At 39.3% G+C, this 16,603-nt stretch carries 22 protein-coding genes; 5 read left to right on the forward strand and 17 right to left on the reverse strand.

Annotation, left to right across the window (positions count from 1 at the left end; all coding sequences use genetic code 11):
* Nucleotides 1-18: 18 nt before the first annotated feature.
* The 3 genes from ACZ1GV_RS13100 to ACZ1GV_RS13110 form a co-directional block, all read right to left on the reverse strand.
* Nucleotides 19-738, reverse strand: coding sequence for an HAD-IA family hydrolase (locus ACZ1GV_RS13100; protein ID WP_472674548.1), 720 nt, complete (start codon nucleotides 736-738; stop codon nucleotides 19-21).
* A 23-nt stretch (nucleotides 739-761) separates the two neighbouring features.
* Complete coding sequence (locus tag ACZ1GV_RS13105) at nucleotides 762-1,979, reverse strand: GGDEF domain-containing protein (RefSeq protein WP_472674549.1); 1,218 nt, start codon at nucleotides 1,977-1,979, stop codon at nucleotides 762-764.
* A gap of 65 nt (nucleotides 1,980-2,044) precedes the next feature.
* A complete protein-coding gene (locus ACZ1GV_RS13110; protein WP_472674550.1) occupies nucleotides 2,045-2,695 on the reverse strand; it encodes an HD domain-containing protein in 651 nt (216 codons plus the stop codon).
* Nucleotides 2,696-2,763: 68 nt separating this feature from the next.
* Here ACZ1GV_RS13110 and glpE point away from each other — a divergent pair, with 68 nt between their 5' ends.
* Entirely contained in the window at nucleotides 2,764-3,087 is a 324-nt protein-coding gene (gene glpE / locus ACZ1GV_RS13115; RefSeq protein WP_472674551.1) for a thiosulfate sulfurtransferase GlpE, read from the forward strand.
* Between the two features lie 3 nt (nucleotides 3,088-3,090).
* On the forward strand, nucleotides 3,091-3,912 hold the full coding sequence (gene glpG, locus ACZ1GV_RS13120) for a rhomboid family intramembrane serine protease GlpG (protein WP_472674552.1): 822 nt from the start codon (nucleotides 3,091-3,093) through the stop codon (nucleotides 3,910-3,912).
* Between the two features lie 63 nt (nucleotides 3,913-3,975).
* On the opposite strand, the gene ACZ1GV_RS13125 is transcribed toward glpG, so the two are convergent.
* A complete protein-coding gene (locus ACZ1GV_RS13125) occupies nucleotides 3,976-4,377 on the reverse strand; it encodes a flagellar basal body-associated protein FliL (protein WP_210560761.1) in 402 nt (133 codons plus the stop codon).
* A 122-nt stretch (nucleotides 4,378-4,499) separates the two neighbouring features.
* Between ACZ1GV_RS13125 and ACZ1GV_RS13130 the strand changes: the two genes are divergently transcribed.
* Genes ACZ1GV_RS13130 through ACZ1GV_RS13140 form a run of 3 tightly spaced genes read left to right on the forward strand, consistent with a single transcriptional unit; the run spans nucleotide 4,500 to nucleotide 6,840 of the window.
* Nucleotides 4,500-5,060, forward strand: coding sequence for a chorismate--pyruvate lyase family protein (locus ACZ1GV_RS13130; RefSeq protein ID WP_472674553.1), 561 nt, complete (start codon nucleotides 4,500-4,502; stop codon nucleotides 5,058-5,060).
* 4 nt (nucleotides 5,061-5,064) lie between these two features.
* The gene (gene ubiA / locus ACZ1GV_RS13135; protein ID WP_472674554.1) at nucleotides 5,065-5,937 is read left to right on the forward strand and encodes a 4-hydroxybenzoate octaprenyltransferase; all 873 of its coding nucleotides are present in this window, start codon (nucleotides 5,065-5,067) and stop codon (nucleotides 5,935-5,937) included.
* Entirely contained in the window at nucleotides 5,938-6,840 is a 903-nt protein-coding gene (locus ACZ1GV_RS13140) for an AEC family transporter (RefSeq protein ID WP_472674555.1), read from the forward strand.
* A 3-nt stretch (nucleotides 6,841-6,843) separates the two neighbouring features.
* Here the strand turns inward: ACZ1GV_RS13140 and ACZ1GV_RS13145 are convergent, their stop codons facing one another.
* From ACZ1GV_RS13145 to atpB, 13 genes are all read right to left on the reverse strand, one after another.
* Nucleotides 6,844-7,374 carry a methylated-DNA--[protein]-cysteine S-methyltransferase gene (locus ACZ1GV_RS13145; RefSeq protein WP_472674556.1) on the reverse strand — a complete coding sequence of 177 codons (531 nt, stop codon included), beginning with the start codon at nucleotides 7,372-7,374 and terminating at the stop codon, nucleotides 6,844-6,846.
* Complete coding sequence (locus tag ACZ1GV_RS13150) at nucleotides 7,371-8,747, reverse strand: DNA-3-methyladenine glycosylase 2 family protein (RefSeq protein WP_472674557.1); 1,377 nt, start codon at nucleotides 8,745-8,747, stop codon at nucleotides 7,371-7,373. The genes ACZ1GV_RS13145 and ACZ1GV_RS13150 overlap by 4 nt, the downstream gene beginning before the upstream one ends.
* 101 nt (nucleotides 8,748-8,848) lie before the next feature.
* Nucleotides 8,849-9,199: an MGMT family protein gene (locus ACZ1GV_RS13155; RefSeq protein ID WP_472674558.1), complete on the reverse strand. Its 351-nt coding sequence runs from the start codon at nucleotides 9,197-9,199 to the stop codon at nucleotides 8,849-8,851.
* Between the two features lie 60 nt (nucleotides 9,200-9,259).
* Complete coding sequence (locus tag ACZ1GV_RS13160) at nucleotides 9,260-9,460, reverse strand: DUF3283 family protein (RefSeq protein WP_472674559.1); 201 nt, start codon at nucleotides 9,458-9,460, stop codon at nucleotides 9,260-9,262.
* 70 nt (nucleotides 9,461-9,530) lie between these two features.
* Nucleotides 9,531-9,854: a DUF413 domain-containing protein gene (gene maoP, locus ACZ1GV_RS13165; protein WP_472674560.1), complete on the reverse strand. Its 324-nt coding sequence runs from the start codon at nucleotides 9,852-9,854 to the stop codon at nucleotides 9,531-9,533.
* 192 nt (nucleotides 9,855-10,046) lie between these two features.
* The gene (locus ACZ1GV_RS13170) at nucleotides 10,047-10,466 is read right to left on the reverse strand and encodes a F0F1 ATP synthase subunit epsilon (RefSeq protein ID WP_210560753.1); all 420 of its coding nucleotides are present in this window, start codon (nucleotides 10,464-10,466) and stop codon (nucleotides 10,047-10,049) included.
* A gap of 23 nt (nucleotides 10,467-10,489) precedes the next feature.
* Nucleotides 10,490-11,869, reverse strand: coding sequence for a F0F1 ATP synthase subunit beta (gene atpD, locus ACZ1GV_RS13175; protein ID WP_472674561.1), 1,380 nt, complete (start codon nucleotides 11,867-11,869; stop codon nucleotides 10,490-10,492).
* 28 nt (nucleotides 11,870-11,897) lie between these two features.
* Entirely contained in the window at nucleotides 11,898-12,758 is an 861-nt protein-coding gene (gene atpG, locus ACZ1GV_RS13180; RefSeq protein WP_472674562.1) for a F0F1 ATP synthase subunit gamma, read from the reverse strand.
* A 57-nt stretch (nucleotides 12,759-12,815) separates the two neighbouring features.
* The gene (gene atpA, locus ACZ1GV_RS13185; RefSeq protein ID WP_210560750.1) at nucleotides 12,816-14,357 is read right to left on the reverse strand and encodes a F0F1 ATP synthase subunit alpha; all 1,542 of its coding nucleotides are present in this window, start codon (nucleotides 14,355-14,357) and stop codon (nucleotides 12,816-12,818) included.
* A 14-nt stretch (nucleotides 14,358-14,371) separates the two neighbouring features.
* Entirely contained in the window at nucleotides 14,372-14,905 is a 534-nt protein-coding gene (atpH, locus tag ACZ1GV_RS13190) for a F0F1 ATP synthase subunit delta (protein WP_472674563.1), read from the reverse strand.
* 17 nt (nucleotides 14,906-14,922) lie between these two features.
* Nucleotides 14,923-15,393: a F0F1 ATP synthase subunit B gene (atpF, locus tag ACZ1GV_RS13195; RefSeq protein WP_472674564.1), complete on the reverse strand. Its 471-nt coding sequence runs from the start codon at nucleotides 15,391-15,393 to the stop codon at nucleotides 14,923-14,925.
* Between the two features lie 46 nt (nucleotides 15,394-15,439).
* Nucleotides 15,440-15,658: a F0F1 ATP synthase subunit C gene (atpE, locus tag ACZ1GV_RS13200; protein WP_105051295.1), complete on the reverse strand. Its 219-nt coding sequence runs from the start codon at nucleotides 15,656-15,658 to the stop codon at nucleotides 15,440-15,442.
* Nucleotides 15,659-15,778: 120 nt separating this feature from the next.
* Nucleotides 15,779-16,582, reverse strand: coding sequence for a F0F1 ATP synthase subunit A (gene atpB / locus ACZ1GV_RS13205; RefSeq protein ID WP_210560747.1), 804 nt, complete (start codon nucleotides 16,580-16,582; stop codon nucleotides 15,779-15,781).
* Nucleotides 16,583-16,603 lie beyond the last annotated feature (21 nt).

Consider the following 16,603-nt stretch of genomic DNA (forward strand, 5'->3'; position numbering starts at 1 on the left):
TATAAAAACAGGTTTTGATTATAGCAGTTGTAGTAAATCATCCAAGTCTGAATATTCAGCATTAGGTAAAGAAGCACCAACCGACATGGGTTCCTTTGCAGGGTTATACCAAAAACTATTCGTTTTGGCGTTTTGTGCCGACTTTAAGTCTGATTTTATATTGTCACCGATGTGTAAAATTGAACTCAGTTTTATATCTAAGTGGTTGGCCGCCATATTGAGCATGTCGGGGTGCGGTTTCATTTTATTGCCGTTTGCACCAGCACGGTAGTAGCCAACAAAGTAATCGGCTAACCCAAGTTTATTAATATCGGCATTCCCATTCGTCACTGCAACCAGAGGATATTTACTTTTTAATGCGTCGAGCACCTTAAATGTCTTGTCTTCTATTTGAAAATTGGAACGTGCTTGGTAAAACACATCGAAGGCTTGTTTTATTAGTTTACTTTTATCTAAATCATTTATCTTATATGGCGCTAAACCTAATTCTATTGAAGCTTTTCTCCACAACGTCACATCATGCTTTAAACTAGGATCTTGCGAAAGTGACTGGTGTTTTAGCAATAACCAAGGAGCAATTCCCGCTGATTTGATATCTGGAATTTTACTACACAAGAATTCGAACTGCTTTTGCTCGGCTATGTGTATAACCTCTTCGTTATAATAAAGAGTGTCGTCTAAATCAAAACTGAGAGCTCGAATGGGGGATGAAAAGTTACGGTAAAATTTTAAAGCCAAATCTATTCCTACTCTATAAAAGTTTAATCATCGGACTTATCACTTACACAATTTCGTCCAGAGCTTTTTGCATCATACATTGCCTTATCAGCTCTACGCAGCAAAATATCCACTGGTTCATTTGTTTGGTATTGAGCAATACCAAAGCTGGCTGTTACTTTTATTGCTTTTTTCTCATGGACAATAGCGTGTTGCATAAGAGCAACTCGAAGGGAGTTAGCTAATTGTAGTGCTTCTTTTTTTGTTGAGTCAGGCATAAGGATTGCAAATTCTTCGCCTCCTATTCGGCCAAAAATATCCGTTTCCCTAAGTCTATCTTGTATTACAGATGCCACATCCATTAATACTTTATCGCCAACCTCATGACCAAACTGATCATTAATATGTTTAAATAAATCAATATCAAAAGTAATTATACTTAACGATGTGAATTGTCGGTCTGAACGTTTTTTTTCTCTACTCAAATGCTCCATGAAGCTACGACGGTTATCAATACCCGTTAACGCATCTGTCATAGCCAACCGTTTTAATTGCTCTTCTAATTTTTTTCGTTGCTGAATTTCTGTCTTTAATAATTGATTATCACGTTCTTTTTCCTGCTCTACAGACCATGCAATTCTGAAGTTTTTGTTTATTGTGTAAGACATTGATAAACCGATTGTGTTTGATAGGAACATAAACGTTGTTGCAAAGCCTAAACGAGAGTCTTCAGTTGAGAACAAAAAGATGGCTGCTAAAGTATAAAGTAGAATGAGAGCTAACGCGGTGACACATTGTTGAACTAAATTTAATGGTACAAAAATATAAACTAATATTGTTAAAAATGAACAACATATTGCCAACTCAAAGAGTGTTGCAGGAGCTGCCATCCATTTGCTGTATATATAAAAGGTGATAAATAAAGCGGTGAGGAATAAACCTAAAAAAACATTTACAGTTTTATGAACAACACTCGCTTTTAAATTTCGAGTAATTGTCATATAACAAATCAAACCCGCAATACCAACAAACAGTTTAATAAACATGTTTATTAGCATTACCTCAGGCGCTAAAAACTCAACGAATCGATCAGATATTAAAAAAAAGGCAAAAAACAGCGATAAAACAAATATACCACGAGCAATCGCAACTGCATTTATAGCAAAACGTTCCGTATTGTATTTGTTTTCTAGATATTTATTTTCAAATATAGGCCACCAGCACTTAAGTTGGTAACCCGTTTGTTGCCATGACTTGTTCATAGTCCATATGTTTTTTTTATTATACTAATTGCACTATAGATTAATTTTTAACCAAACGCTCGTGTTTAATCAATTTCTAAACCTAGTTGGTTTAAGTAAACTTCCATGAACTCAACTCGGTGTTTTGCCAATAGCTTTCCATGATTAGTTTTCATTGAATCCGCTGTTTTAAATAGCTTTTCGTAAAAGTGATCAACGGCTGAAGTTTTACTATTTGGTGTTCTTGTTTCGCAAAATGGATCATCCCAATGATAGATTTTACTTCCCAACTTGCCCGATACGGCAAAACAACGAGCGATTCCAACTGCGCCCAGGCCATCTAGTCGATCTGCATCTTGCACAACCTCAGCTTCTAACGTTCTAGTCGGTATATTTGCACTATAACTATGAGCTTCAACAGCGTGAAACACTGATTCCAGCTTATGCTCAGGAAAGCCGTTTATTGATAAGAACTCAACGGCCTTTTTAGCAGCCAAATGACTCGAAGTACTATTTCTAGGATCATCTTTTGCGAAGGTGACACAATCATGTAACCAAGCGGCTGCTTTCACAACCCATAAGTCAGCTTTCTCAGCTTCAGCGATAATGGTCGCATTTTTTACAACTCGCTTTATATGATTAATATCGTGCGCAGTGTCATGAACAACTTGTTCCAACATGAAGTCGTGGCAGACTTTTTCGAGTATTTCTAGCGAATTAATTTTTATTGGGAGCATAACAAACCTATAATCGGCGTAAGAAGTAAGTATTATGATAAATAAATTAAGGTATTTCAGGAATTTTTATGTCTACTTTTAAGCGAATTAGTATTACCGACGCACATCAAATGATCAGCAATAACCAAGTTGTGATAGCTGATATCAGAGACGAGCAGTCATTTTCCGCTGCGCATGTTGAAAACGCATTTCACCTTACAAATGGTACGTTAAATACTTTCGCTCAGAACAACGACTATGAACAAACGGTTTTAGTCTTCTGTTATCACGGCAATAGCTCGCAAGGCGCAGCACAGTATTTAGTGGAACAGGGGTTTGAAGATGTGTATAGCGTAGATGGTGGATTTGAAATGTGGCGCCAGAACTTTCCATTTGTTAGCTCTGATAATTAGCCAATGAATTTTATTGGGCAATTGGGATCACAAAGAGCATGTTTAGCTTTTTGTGATTATCTCAAAGTAAATGGTTTAACTTTTCGTGTAGAAGAAGCGCACGACAGTGGCCTGATTAGTTATTCTATTTACACTTCTGACAGTGACTTTAAAAATGTCGAGCTGGCATTTGAACGATTTATTGCCGATCCACACCACGAAGATTTTTTAAACGCATCTTGGCAACTTGCAGAGCCTGTAGTCTCAACCTCTAGTCAAAGTTTGGGGTTATTTACTATATGGTCAAGTGTTGGTTTGTTAACTCGTGCAATCACAGCTTTATGTATTGTCATTTTTGTCGTGTCATATTTAGGCTGGTATCGAGAAGTATTTTTTGCACTTAAGTTTAACTGGACCTTGTCTGAACCATATCGATTAATCACGCCAGCTATTATGCACTTAAGCGCTGTACACCTTTTGTTCAACTTAGCATGGTGGTGGTACTTAGGTGGAAAAGTAGAGAAAACTCTCGGTTATATCACTCTCATTCAAGTTTTTATTATTTCAGCGTTAGTATCAAATGTCTTGCAGGCTTATTTGGTCAGTGATCAATTTGCTGGCTTGTCGGGTGTCAATTATGCCCTTGCTGGTTTTGTATGGACTTGCGGCGCTGTCCATAAGTCAACAAAACTCTATCTGCCTAATAACCTTTTTATCTTTTTGTTAGTTTGGATGGCTATTGGCTTTATTGACGTATTACCTATACCAATGGCAAATTGGGCTCACTTAGGTGGTTTACTCGCTGGGGTGATGTTGGGCTTACTACTCGTTAAAAAGTTAAAATAAAAAAGGGAGTCAAGCTCCCTTATTATTTGATTATAAAACTTTCGCGTAGTTAACTACGACACCTTAGCTATATAGATACTTAGTAAAGATTAAGTCTTTAATTACTGGATGACCGGTTTCCTTTTCCATCAGCTCTTTTAGTTTTTCTAAAATCAACATTCTTATTTCTTCTCTGCCAGTCATAGATTTAACTTTTTGTTCTGGCTGACGAATCAATATATCTATAATGGCATCCCGCAGTAACGGCGCATGATGTTCAACAACCGGTACATTTTGTACGTCTTCAATCATTAATTCTGCCGTAATTCTTACAAATCCGATTCGTCTTTTATTACTTACATAGTTTGTAATGATATCTGGCTCAAAACCATAGTAACCAACATTTGGTTTTTCATCCGCTGCCTGCGAACCGAATGAGCTGGTCAATATAATTATTGCGATCAAAATACGTAACAAAACGTTCACCCTTTGTTTTTATCAGTTAGCGCTAATTTTAGTGAATTATATAGGTTCTACCAGCTTTTATTTTGAGAAGTTAAGATAATTTTTGCTACCATACGCTTTCGTATCTAAATGAGATGATTATTTTGTTTCCTATTGAATTACCGGAAAATTGGCAAACCGCCGAAGACAATGAGCTTTTGGCCCTGCAAAAAGGAATACAGCATTGGGTCTGTGCTGAAAGTTCGTTAACTGTAAAAGTTAAAGAGCTCGGTGTGTCTTTCTCGGTAGAAGTTATAAATCAATGTTATAAATCTCTTAGTATCACTACAAAAAAAATATTAAACACGTCGGACAATGTTGCTCTGATTAGAGAGGTTGTATTAAAACAGGGTGATACACCTCTTATATATGCACAAACCGTCATGCCTGAGTCTACAATTATAGGAACAGAAGCAAGACTTGCCGAACTTGGGAATCAGTCATTAGGGCAGATTTTGTTTCAAAGCCATCATGCTACACGTGGCAAAATTGAAATATCTCTAGTAGAAAAGGCTTCACCTCTGGGCTCATATATTGAACAACACCTAAATCAACCAATTATAGAACCCTGTTTTATACGCCGATCAATCTTTCATCTAAATGATAAACCATTACTTGTGAACGAGTGTTTTTTACCTGCATTAATCATTAATTTAGAGGACTAAAGCATTGCGCTGGCAGTTATCATTCGACAATTTCAGTTCCTATCTACAATTAATGAGAATGGACAAACCAATTGGTATCTATTTATTGTTATGGCCAACTTTATGGGCTTTGTGGATAGCATCTTTCGGCGTTCCAAACTGGCATTACACTCTAGTATTTGTCTTAGGTGTAGTCTTAATGCGCTCTGCCGGTTGTGTTATTAATGACTATGCTGACCGAAAGTTTGATGGCCACGTTTCTCGAACATCACAACGGCCGATTCCATCAGGCAAAGTCACACCAACAGAAGCGCTTCAGTTATTTTTTGTACTTATCGTTAGTGCATTTTTCTTAGTATTAACTCTAGACATTTATGTTGTTATTTTGTCTATCGGAGGTTTACTTTTAGCGTCTATTTATCCATTTATGAAGCGCTACACCCACTTTCCTCAAGTCGTTTTAGGTGCTGCTTTTAGTTGGGCGATTCCAATGGCATTTATGGCGGTTCAAGCTGATCTTCCCATTGAGATGTGGGTACTTTATTTTGCAAATTTAACTTGGACGATTGCCTACGATACTTTTTATGCAATGGTTGATAAAGACGATGACTTAAAAATAGGCGTAAAGTCGACGGCAATTGCATTTGGAAAAAATGATTTACTTATAATAGGTCTTTTACAATTAACAACTCTTTGGTTATTTGTTCAGTTGCATGCCTACCTAAGTTGGCATTGGCCAATGACTGTAGCAATTGCAGCAAGTGCAACTATGTTTGTGATGCAATTATGGGATTGTAGAACTAGAGATAAAGCAAAATGTTTTAAAGCGTTTTTAGACAATCATTATGTTGGTTTAATTATATTTATCGGTTTAGTTATCGAATATTGGATATTTTAAGTGATAACTTTTTCGATCATATTGCCATTGGCCATCATTTGTTTTTTGGGCTTTTTATTGGCTCGCTTTAATTGGCTTTCAAAACACCAAATAGATTCATTGTCGTCACTATGCTTTACGTTTTTGATACCGCTGTTTTTATTCAAAAGCACGTCTCAAACCGATTTATCATCTGGCTTATCATGGACTTGGTTTGCGGCTATGTATTTAGGCATTTTGATCACCTTTTTTGGTTTATTTACTATTTTAAAAAAGGTGGCTCGACGCAGTAACGCCAACGCGTCGGTATCGTCTCTCACTGGTACCTATTCAAATACAGTATTAATATCAATTCCAGTTCTGATAGGTTTACTTGGAGAAAAAATAGCGGGACAGGCTTTTGTCTTAATTGCTTTTCATAGTGCGATGTTATTTATTATTACCGAACTTTATATCAACTCCCTTACGCTTAAAAACATCATAAAGAGCCTAAAAAATCCAATTGTAATGAGTATTTCTGCGGGTCTGTTATTTAACCTATCAGGTGTGAAGCTTCCCAATCTACTGTTACAGCCATTAGATATGATATCGATCTCTGCAATTCCACTAGCATTGTTTGGGTTAGGTGCAGCGATGAATTACTTGCCGATCAAAGGTAATCGGTCTGAGGCTTTTGTATTGAGTGTTATCAAGCTAATTATGTTACCCGGTGTTGTTTATCTTTTAGCGACCTATCTGTTTAAGCTTCCATCACAAGCAACGTTAATTGTTGTTTTGCTAACCGCCAGTCCTACAGGTGTTAATGCCTTTATTCTCTCTGCTAAACATAAGGTGCAAGAAGGTATAAGCGCTACGACAGTAGTATTTTCTACATCATTAAGTGTCATTACTGTGACCGCATGGAGTTATTTTTTAACTCACTAGATTTTATGTTACCAATGACTTTTCAAAGTCGAGTAACTTTTGTTTGTTATCTAATCCACCAGCGTAACCTGTCAATGTGCCATTTGCTCCAATAACTCGATGACATGGGACAACTATAGCTAATGGATTTTTACCATTCGCTGCGCCCACCGCTCTAACGGCTTTAGGATTATTAATGAAGTTCGCCAATTGACCGTACGACCACGTTTCTCCCAACGGAATTTTTGTTAGGGCACGCCAAACTTGTTTCTGAAATTTTGTACCATAGCTACTTTGAAACTCTAATAACGCATCGAAATTAAATGACTCGCCTTTAAAATAACAATCTAGCTCACTTTGTACTAAATCCAACAAGGGGTGGTTATCATCATTATGTCGGTTTTTTCTTTGTTCTTTATCTATAAGCTCTATATACCATAAGCTCTCATTTCCATTTTCATCATTGGCATTTACACCTATCTCAATAACTCCAATTGGCGATTTCATCCACCTGGTTAACAAGTTTTTTGGCATCGGCTGTTTAACGGCACTCATAACATATTCCACATATTAAAGGTTAGATAAGTTCGCCATGGGGAGGCGTTACCAGGTTCGATTAATGGAAAAATATCTAATGCTTTTTTAATTCCCAAATCGCTATCTAACCAAATATCAGTATCAGATAATCCTCGCATTTTTGCGTACTCAACGGTCCAAGGGCCAATACCTTTTAATGTTAACCACTTCTGAGGGTCTGCACCGGGATTATCTAAACAATACTTTGCTAAACGGATAAGTGTTTGTTTTCTAGCATCGGGTATTTTTAAAAACAATAATCGAGACTTTGCTATTTGTTGTGGTGAAGGAAACCATCTATATTCAGTACCATCGATAGTATCTTTATCACCAAGTTCTTCAACAAGCTGATTTAGTAGATTTGTTGCGGCTTTTACAGAAACTTGCTGGCCTAAAATGGCTCGGACGCCAGCCTCAAAAACATTCCAACAACTCGGAATTCGGATGCCGGGCGTTACGTTATGTTCTGGTAAGCCAGCGGTCATTAATGCTTTTGTAATCACACCTACGTTCGCATTAAGATCAAATACTTGCCTTATTTTTTGAACAACCGAATAAAGGTATTTTGGATCGTCGATAACAATACTGACGTTAAACCCTTGCTTATCTGGCCGATGAACAGCGTTAAAGCGTCCCTTGACGAAGTTATCCCCATCAGGCCATAAGAACGTACGCCCGTATGAACTCGTGCCCACGTACTCCATTGAGGATATCTTTCTGAACTCTACAAAATTATGCCAGTGTTCCCAATCAAAAGGAGGTTGATAGTTAAGTTGTAAACGAATGGGATCGTCGGTAGCAGGGTGCTTGCGGATTTCTGAAGGCGTTTTTGTTGTTATTTTTTTAAAACTGTCGTTAAAACGACGAACATTATTAAATCCACTCGCAAACGCTACATCTTGAATCGCCATATGTGTCTGGTGTAGTAGGGACTTTGCAAATAATATTTGTTGGTGTTGAACATAATGTTTTGGAGACACTCCTAACTTCTCTACAAATAACTTTCTTAAATATCGATCTGTTATACCTAATCTAGTAGCCAAATCACCAAGTTTTAGGTCATGAAAGCCTTCTTCATGAATAATATTAAGTGCCCTTTGTACAGTGGTTTGTGTGCCGTTCCATGCCGGTGAAAATGGCGCTGATTCTGGCCTACACCGAAGACATGGACGATATCCAGAAACCAATGCTTCGTTAGCAGTTTGAAAGTATTCTACATTTTGTTCTTTAGGTGGGGTCGCTGGGCAGATAGGGCGACAAAATATCCCTGTCGTTTTTACAGCAACATAAAATACGCCATCAAAGCGAGGATCTCTTGATAAACGAGCTTGTTGATATGATTGCAATTCCATTCTGATACCCAAATACAAACCGACTAGTTATTTGAGTCTAACGTATATTCTTTATAAAACTAGATGAAAACGGAAATCAATGTTTTAAGTTTTCGAAGTTACTACCCTGAAATAGTAAATAGTATGTCGGTCAGGTTAACAACCCATTGATGATCTTTTAGATTTACTCTGCGGCCTTTTACAATTATGCCATCATCAATTAATAAATTGCGTTGATTTATGAACTCTGGTGTTCCTGGCTTAAACGCTATTTCACCTGATGATCTAACTACTCTAAACCAAGGAACCGGCTGCTCATTAACACCATCTTTTGGAATAAATTGTAAGCTTTTACCAACCAACCTGGCTCTGCCTGGAAGTCCTGCTAAATCTGCAACTTGCCCATAGCTACAAACCTTGCCTTGTGGAATTAGCTGTACTGTCGTCCAAATTTTGTAATAGGCAGTATTCATACGCGGGTAGAGGTTTGCTTGAAAATTAATTAAGTTCCATGTGGAACCAAACTATCATTTTTACATAGACTTAAAAAATTCATATCGTTGCATTAAGTGTTCTTGCAAGCTTGGCTCAGCAAAGTGCTGGTGGATATACTTTATGATTTCTGGGCGGCTCATTAAGCCTCTTTTTTCTTTATAAGCCCAGAAAGACGCCATCAAATCGTGTTGAATAGCGTCTTGTTCGGTCTGAGGTTTTATCGCTATATTGTGACTCATAGTAACCCTAGCATTTAAATTGGTAGCGTTAGTTTACGTAAAACTTTATCAATATACAGCGATAATTTAACTAATCCATTGGTAAAAAGTTACTAGCTCCATCGTGGCGTGAAAGGAATATTCGCTCTGAACGCGCGTGAATTGCTTGTTTGTACTTACGCCAAGCTTTCACCGCAAAACTATCACTGTCAGTTCCCTCACATATAGCCTGTTGGAAGTGTAGCTCATCATCATTTTCTGGAGTTCTAATCTTAGCTTCTAACTCTCGCAATGTATGACCATGAGACTCTAAATATTCAGCCTCTCTAATTGTAAATACGCCACTACGACGAAACCCATGTGGGAAGTTATGATCGTCGTAATAATTGTATTTGCCTGCACTAATGTTTTCCATATTAAATCCACCTATCAAATTAAAATAAACGAATCGCCAAATACTATTGGCTAGTTATATAGATTGTTTGCGACAAATCTGTGGCGTTTTTATTACATATTTTATAAAAAGGGAAGTTTTATTTGCACAAAAATCACGCATAAAAAAACCCAGCATAAGCTGGGTTTCAAAAACATCTGTAAGGAAGCTGAATTAGCCTTTACGAATTTGTTTGATAACACGTAATTGTGCGATAGCGCGTGCAAGCTGCGCTGCAGCTTCTGCGTATTCAAAGTCATTCCCAGAGTCCTCTATATGCATTTCAGCCGTTTTCTTAGCTTCTAATGCAGCAGATTCATCTAGATCTTCCGCTCGAATTGCGATATCCGTCAACACAGAAACACTACCAGGTTGCACTTCTAAAATGCCACCGGCAACGTAGAAGAATTGTTCTTCACCGTGCTGTTTAACTACGCGTACCATGCCAGGTTTAATGGCAGTAAGTAAAGGCGCGTGACCTGGGTAGATACCCAAATCACCTTCACTACCTGTTACCTGCAACGTTTCAACAAGACCAGAAAATAATTTCTGTTCCGCGCTTACTACGTCTAGGTGGACAGTCATTGCAGCCATTTTACGCTCCTATTTACGTATTCTTATTTAGCTTTTTCTAAAGCTTCTTCAACCGAACCAACCATGTAGAACGCTTGTTCTGGTAGGCTGTCGTATTCGCCGTTTAAGATTCCTTTAAAGCCAGCAATTGTGTCTTTAAGAGAAACGTATTTACCAGATGCACCGGTGAATACTTCTGCAACGAAGAAAGGTTGAGATAAGAAACGTTCAATCTTACGAGCACGAGATACAGTCTGCTTATCTTCTTCAGATAATTCGTCCATACCAAGAATCGCAATGATGTCTTTTAGTTCTTTATAACGTTGAAGTACTGTTTGTACACCACGTGCAACATCATAGTGCTCTTGACCGATAACTAATGGGTCAAGCTGACGAGAAGTTGAATCTAGTGGGTCGATCGCCGGGTAAATACCTTTTGATGCGATATCACGAGATAGTACAACTGTCGCGTCTAAGTGAGCAAACGTTGTTGCTGGTGATGGGTCAGTCAAGTCATCCGCAGGTACATAAACCGCTTGGATTGAAGTGATTGAACCAGTCTTAGTAGAAGCGATACGCTCCTGTAGTACACCCATTTCTTCAGCAAGAGTAGGCTGGTAACCTACCGCTGATGGCATACGACCAAGAAGTGCTGATACTTCAGTACCTGCTAGTGTGTAACGGTAGATGTTATCAACGAAGAAAAGAACGTCACGACCTTCGTCACGGAACTTCTCAGCCATTGTCAAACCAGTTAACGCTACGCGTAAACGGTTTCCAGGAGGCTCGTTCATCTGACCGTAAACTAGAGATACTTTGTCTAGTACGTTTGATTCATTCATCTCATGATAGAAATCGTTACCTTCACGTGTACGCTCACCAACACCGGCGAATACTGAGTAGCCGCTGTGCTCGATTGCGATGTTACGGATAAGTTCCATCATGTTTACGGTTTTACCAACACCGGCACCACCGAATAGACCAACTTTACCACCTTTAGCAAATGGACAAACAAGGTCGATAACCTTGATACCAGTTTCTAAAAGCTCAGTTGAGCTAGATTGTTCTTCATAAGAAGGCGCTGCACGGTGAATCGTGTAACGTTCTTCTTCACCAATAGGACCCGCTTCATCAATTGGGTTACCTAATACGTCCATGATACGACCTAACGTAGCTGTACCAACTGGAACTTCGATACCTTTACCAGTACCAACTACTTGCGCACCACGTGCTAAACCGTCAGTAGTACCTAGAGCGATTGCACGAACAACACCGCCACCTAGCTGCTGCTGAACTTCTAGCGTAAGACCCTCTAGGCCACCGCTAGTTACTTTAATCGCGTCATATACCGCAGGTACTGCATCTTGTGGGAACTCTACGTCCACAACCGCGCCAATGATCTGTACGACCTTACCTTGACTCATGACATTTCCTCTAAAATTGTTTTTAAACCTAAACCGCTGCAGAACCAGCACATATCTCAGAAATTTCCTGAGTAATGGCGGCCTGACGTGCCTTGTTGTATACCAATTGTAACCCGTCAATTAACTCACCAGCGTTATCGGTAGCGGCTTTCATCGCAACCATACGCGCAGCTTGTTCTGACGCAGCGTTTTCTACAACGCCTTGATATACCTGAGATTCAACATAGCGAACCAATAACTTTTCCAATAATACTTTTGGATCTGGTTCGTAGATGTAATCCCATTTATGAGACATGTCTTCGTTTTCTGCTTTTGGTAAAGGTAGTAACTGATCGATCGTTGGTTGTTGTGTCATGGTATTTACAAACTTGTTGTAAACCACAAACAAGCGGTCGATTTTGCCTTCATTATACGCTTCTAACATGACGCGTACTGCACCAACTACATCTGTAACAGATGGTGCATCACCTAAGCCTGTTTTAGCGGCTACTACTTTGCCACCAAATCGGTTAAAGAAACCTACAGCTTTAGTACCTATAGCTGCAAAGTCTACTTCAACACCGTCTTCAACGTATTTTTTAACGTCGTTTGCAACAGCTTTAAACTCGTTTGAGTTCAAACCACCACAAAGGCCTCGGTCAGACGAAATTACCACATAACCTACACGTTTAACCTCACGCTCTTCCAAGTATGGATGGCGATATTCAAGGCTACCGTTTGCAATGTGACCAATCACTTTACGCATTGTTTGTGCATATGGACGGCTTGACGCCATACGGTCTTGAGCTTTCTTCATTTTAGAAGCCGCAACCATTTCCATAGCACTGGTGATCTTTTGAGTGTTTTTAATACTCCCGATCTTACCTTTAATCTCTTTTGCGCCGGACATGTGATTCTCCGATTAACTTTCAACGAAAGAGAAAGCCGAAGCCTTCTCTCAACTTATTTACCAAGTTTGAGTGGCTTTGAACTTTTCAATGCCAGATTTCAAGCTTGCTTCGATATCGCCGTTGAAGTTACCGGTCGCATTAATGTCATTCATTAGTTCAGTGTGTTCACTATTCATGAATGAGATTAAAGCTGCTTCGAAGTCTAATACTTTAGAAACTTCGATGTCCTTCAGGTAACCTTTTTCAGCAGCAAATAATGAAACACCCATGTCAGCAATTGACATTGGAGCATATTGCTTCTGTTTCATAAGCTCAGTTACGCGCTGACCATGCTCTAACTGAGCACGAGTCGCTTCATCTAGGTCAGATGCAAACTGAGAGAAGGCCGCTAATTCACGGTACTGCGCAAGTGCTAGACGAATACCGCCACCTAGCTTCTTGATGATCTTAGTTTGAGCTGCACCACCAACACGAGATACCGAGATACCAGCGTTAACTGCTGGACGAATACCTGCGTTAAACATATCTGACTCAAGGAAGATCTGACCGTCAGTAATTGAAATTACGTTAGTCGGTACGAATGCTGATACGTCACCCGCTTGAGTTTCAATGATTGGAAGTGCTGTAAGTGAACCAGTTTTACCAGTCACTTTACCTTCAGTATAACGCTCTACATATGTCTCATTTACACGAGCAGCACGCTCTAGTAGACGTGAATGTAGGTAGAAAACGTCACCTGGGTATGCTTCACGACCAGGAGGACGTTTAAGAAGCAATGAAATTTGACGGTAAGCAACAGCTTGCTTAGACAAATCATCATATACGATAAGTGCATCTTGACCGTTATCACGGAAGTATTCACCCATAGTACAACCAGAGAAAGGAGCTAAGAATTGTAACGCTGCAGACTCAGAAGCCGTAGCAGCAACAACGATGGTGTTTTCTAATGCACCGTGCTCTTCTAACTTGCGTACAACGTTTGCAATTGTAGATGCCTTTTGGCCGATTGCTACGTATACACATTTAATACCAGAGTTTTTCTGGTTGATGATTGCATCGATTGCTAACGCAGTTTTACCTGTTTGACGGTCACCGATAACTAATTCACGCTGGCCACGACCAACTGGAATCATTGCATCAACAGACTTATAACCAGTTTGAACTGGCTCATCTACTGATTGACGTTCGATTACACCTGGTGCAATTTTTTCAACAGCTTCAAAACCAGCTGCATCAATTGGACCTTTACCATCAATTGGCTCACCTAGTGTGTTAACAACACGACCAAGTAGTGCGTCACCAACTGGAACTTCTAAAATACGACCAGTTGATTTTACTTTTGTACCTTCTTGTAGATCCGCATAAGGACCCATAACTACTGCACCTACAGAGTCACGCTCTAGGTTAAGTGCGATAGCGTAACGATTACCAGGAAGCTCAATCATTTCGCCTTGCATACAGTCAGCAAGACCGTGAATGCGAATGATACCATCTGTAACAGATACGATTGTACCTTCGTTACGAGCTTCGCTGACAACGTCGAACTGTTCAATACGTTTTTTGATCAGTTCGGCGATTTCAGTTGAGTTAAGTTGCATGCTCAAATCCCCAATTACGATTGCAATACATTTGATAAACGGTCTAATTTGCCACGAACAGTCGCATCAATAACGGTATCACCCGCCTTGATTAACAGACCGCTGACAACCGCAGTATCAATGTTGCAATTCAGCTTAATTTTGCGTGCTAGACGTTTTTCTAAAGAAGACACCAAACTTGTTTGATGCGCTTCGCTTAATTCAGTTGCAGAAGTTACTTCAACTTCAATTTCATTCTCGTACAGTGCTTTTTGTTCAGCGAACAATTCAACAACTGCAGGAAGGGCAACTAAACGTCCATTTTCAGCCATAATCTTTACAAGATTTTGGCCTCGTTCATTCAGTTGTTCACCACATACTTTGATAAATAAATCAGAAGTAGTCTCTGGTGAGTGAGAGCCTGCTAAAAAAGCTTTGATGTTTTCGTTTTTAACCACTTCAGCGGTAAACGTTAACATATCAAGCCATTCAGCTACTGCTCCGCTTTCAACAGCGAAATCAAACGCAGCTTTGGCGTAGGGACGAGCTACTGTAGTCAATTCAGACATTTGCTCTATTCCTCTGCTTATAGTTCTGCAACTAGTTTATCTAGGATATCACTGTGGGCAGCAGCATCAATTTGACGCTCTAAAATCTTCTCTGCACCAGCAATGGCTAAAACAGAAACTTGTTGACGAAGCTCTTCTTTAGCTCGGTTACGCTCAGCGATAACCTCAGCTTGACCTTGAGCAATGATTTTCTCACGCTCTTCGTGTCCACGAGTTGTTTCTTCATCAACGATCTGCGTTGCACGCTTTTTCGCTTGCTCAATGATTTCAGCAGCTTGCACTTTAGCGTCTTTCAACTGTGCTTTCGCTTTTTCTTGAGCAAGTTCTAAGTCTTTTTCTGCACGTTCACCGGCAGCAAGACCATCCGCTATTTTATTTTGGCGTTCTTCGATTGCACCGTTTAGTGGTGGCCACACATATTTCATTGTGAACCAAACAAAAACGATAAATGCGATAGATTCGCCTAATAGAGTTGCATTAAGATTCATTAACGCTCTCCTTACTTAATAATATTGTTCGAATGAAAATGTTTGATTAAGCAAGTACGAACAACATGTATAACGCGATAGCTACACCGATCATCGCGATAGCGTCAATAAGACCCGCTACGATGAACATTTTTACTTGTAGCTGAGGTGCTAGTTCAGGTTGACGAGCAGCTGATTCTAAGAATTTGCCACCTAATAGACCGAAACCAATAGCAGTACCAAGAGCACCTAAGCCGATTAGTAGAGCAACAGCGATAAATAACATATGTATCTCCAGTTTTTAATGTTTAAAGTTTAAAGTTAAATGTAAAAAGTAATTCTTTGCGGGCTTCCTGCCCTTAACCCTTCGGGTCCAGCTAAGCTGTTCTAATTTTATCCCGAAAAATTAGTGTTCTTCGTGCGCCAAGCTCAAGTACACGATGGTTAACATCATGAAAATAAATGCTTGAAGCGGGATTACTAGCAAGTGGAACGCTGCCCATATAAAGTGAGCTGGTAATTGCCAAAGGCCCATTAAACCGGCTATCAATATAAAGATTAATTCACCTGCATATAAGTTACCAAACAAACGAAGCGCTAAAGACATTGGTTTCGCAAGTAGTGAAATAACTTCTAATATAAAGTTGAACCAGTACAACCAAGGTGTATTAAACGGGTGAGCGTATAGCTCTTTCATGAAACCGCCGAAACCTTTGATCTTAACTGAGTAATAAATCATTAAAACAAAAACACCTAAGGCTAATGCCGCAGTCATGTTTAAGTCTGTTGTAGGAACAACCTTCATGTAGATGTGAGAGTTACCAGATGCAATTGTTTCCCATGACTCACCACCAATTAAAGCGGCTAGCGTTGGTAACCAATCAACTGGAATAATATCCATAAAGTTCATTAGTAGAACCCATACGAATATAGTTAATGCTAACGGCGCAATTAAAGGGTTTTTGCCATGAAAAGTGTCTTTAACACTTTGCCCAACAAATTCCACAATCATTTCAACAAAACATTGAAACTTACCAGGCACACCGACGGTTGCCTTTTTTGCTACGCTACGAAACGAAAGAATAAACACCAAGCCTAAGATGATTGACCATGCCAACGTATCAACGTGCCATGTCCAAAAACCTTCACCCACTGACGCATTCGTCAAATGGTGCTTGATGTAACCCTGAGTAGTGAGTTCACCAGACATTGTTTATTTCCCAAATGTTTA

The sequence above is a fragment of the Psychrosphaera sp. HA2-10 genome (genome assembly GCF_055693745.1).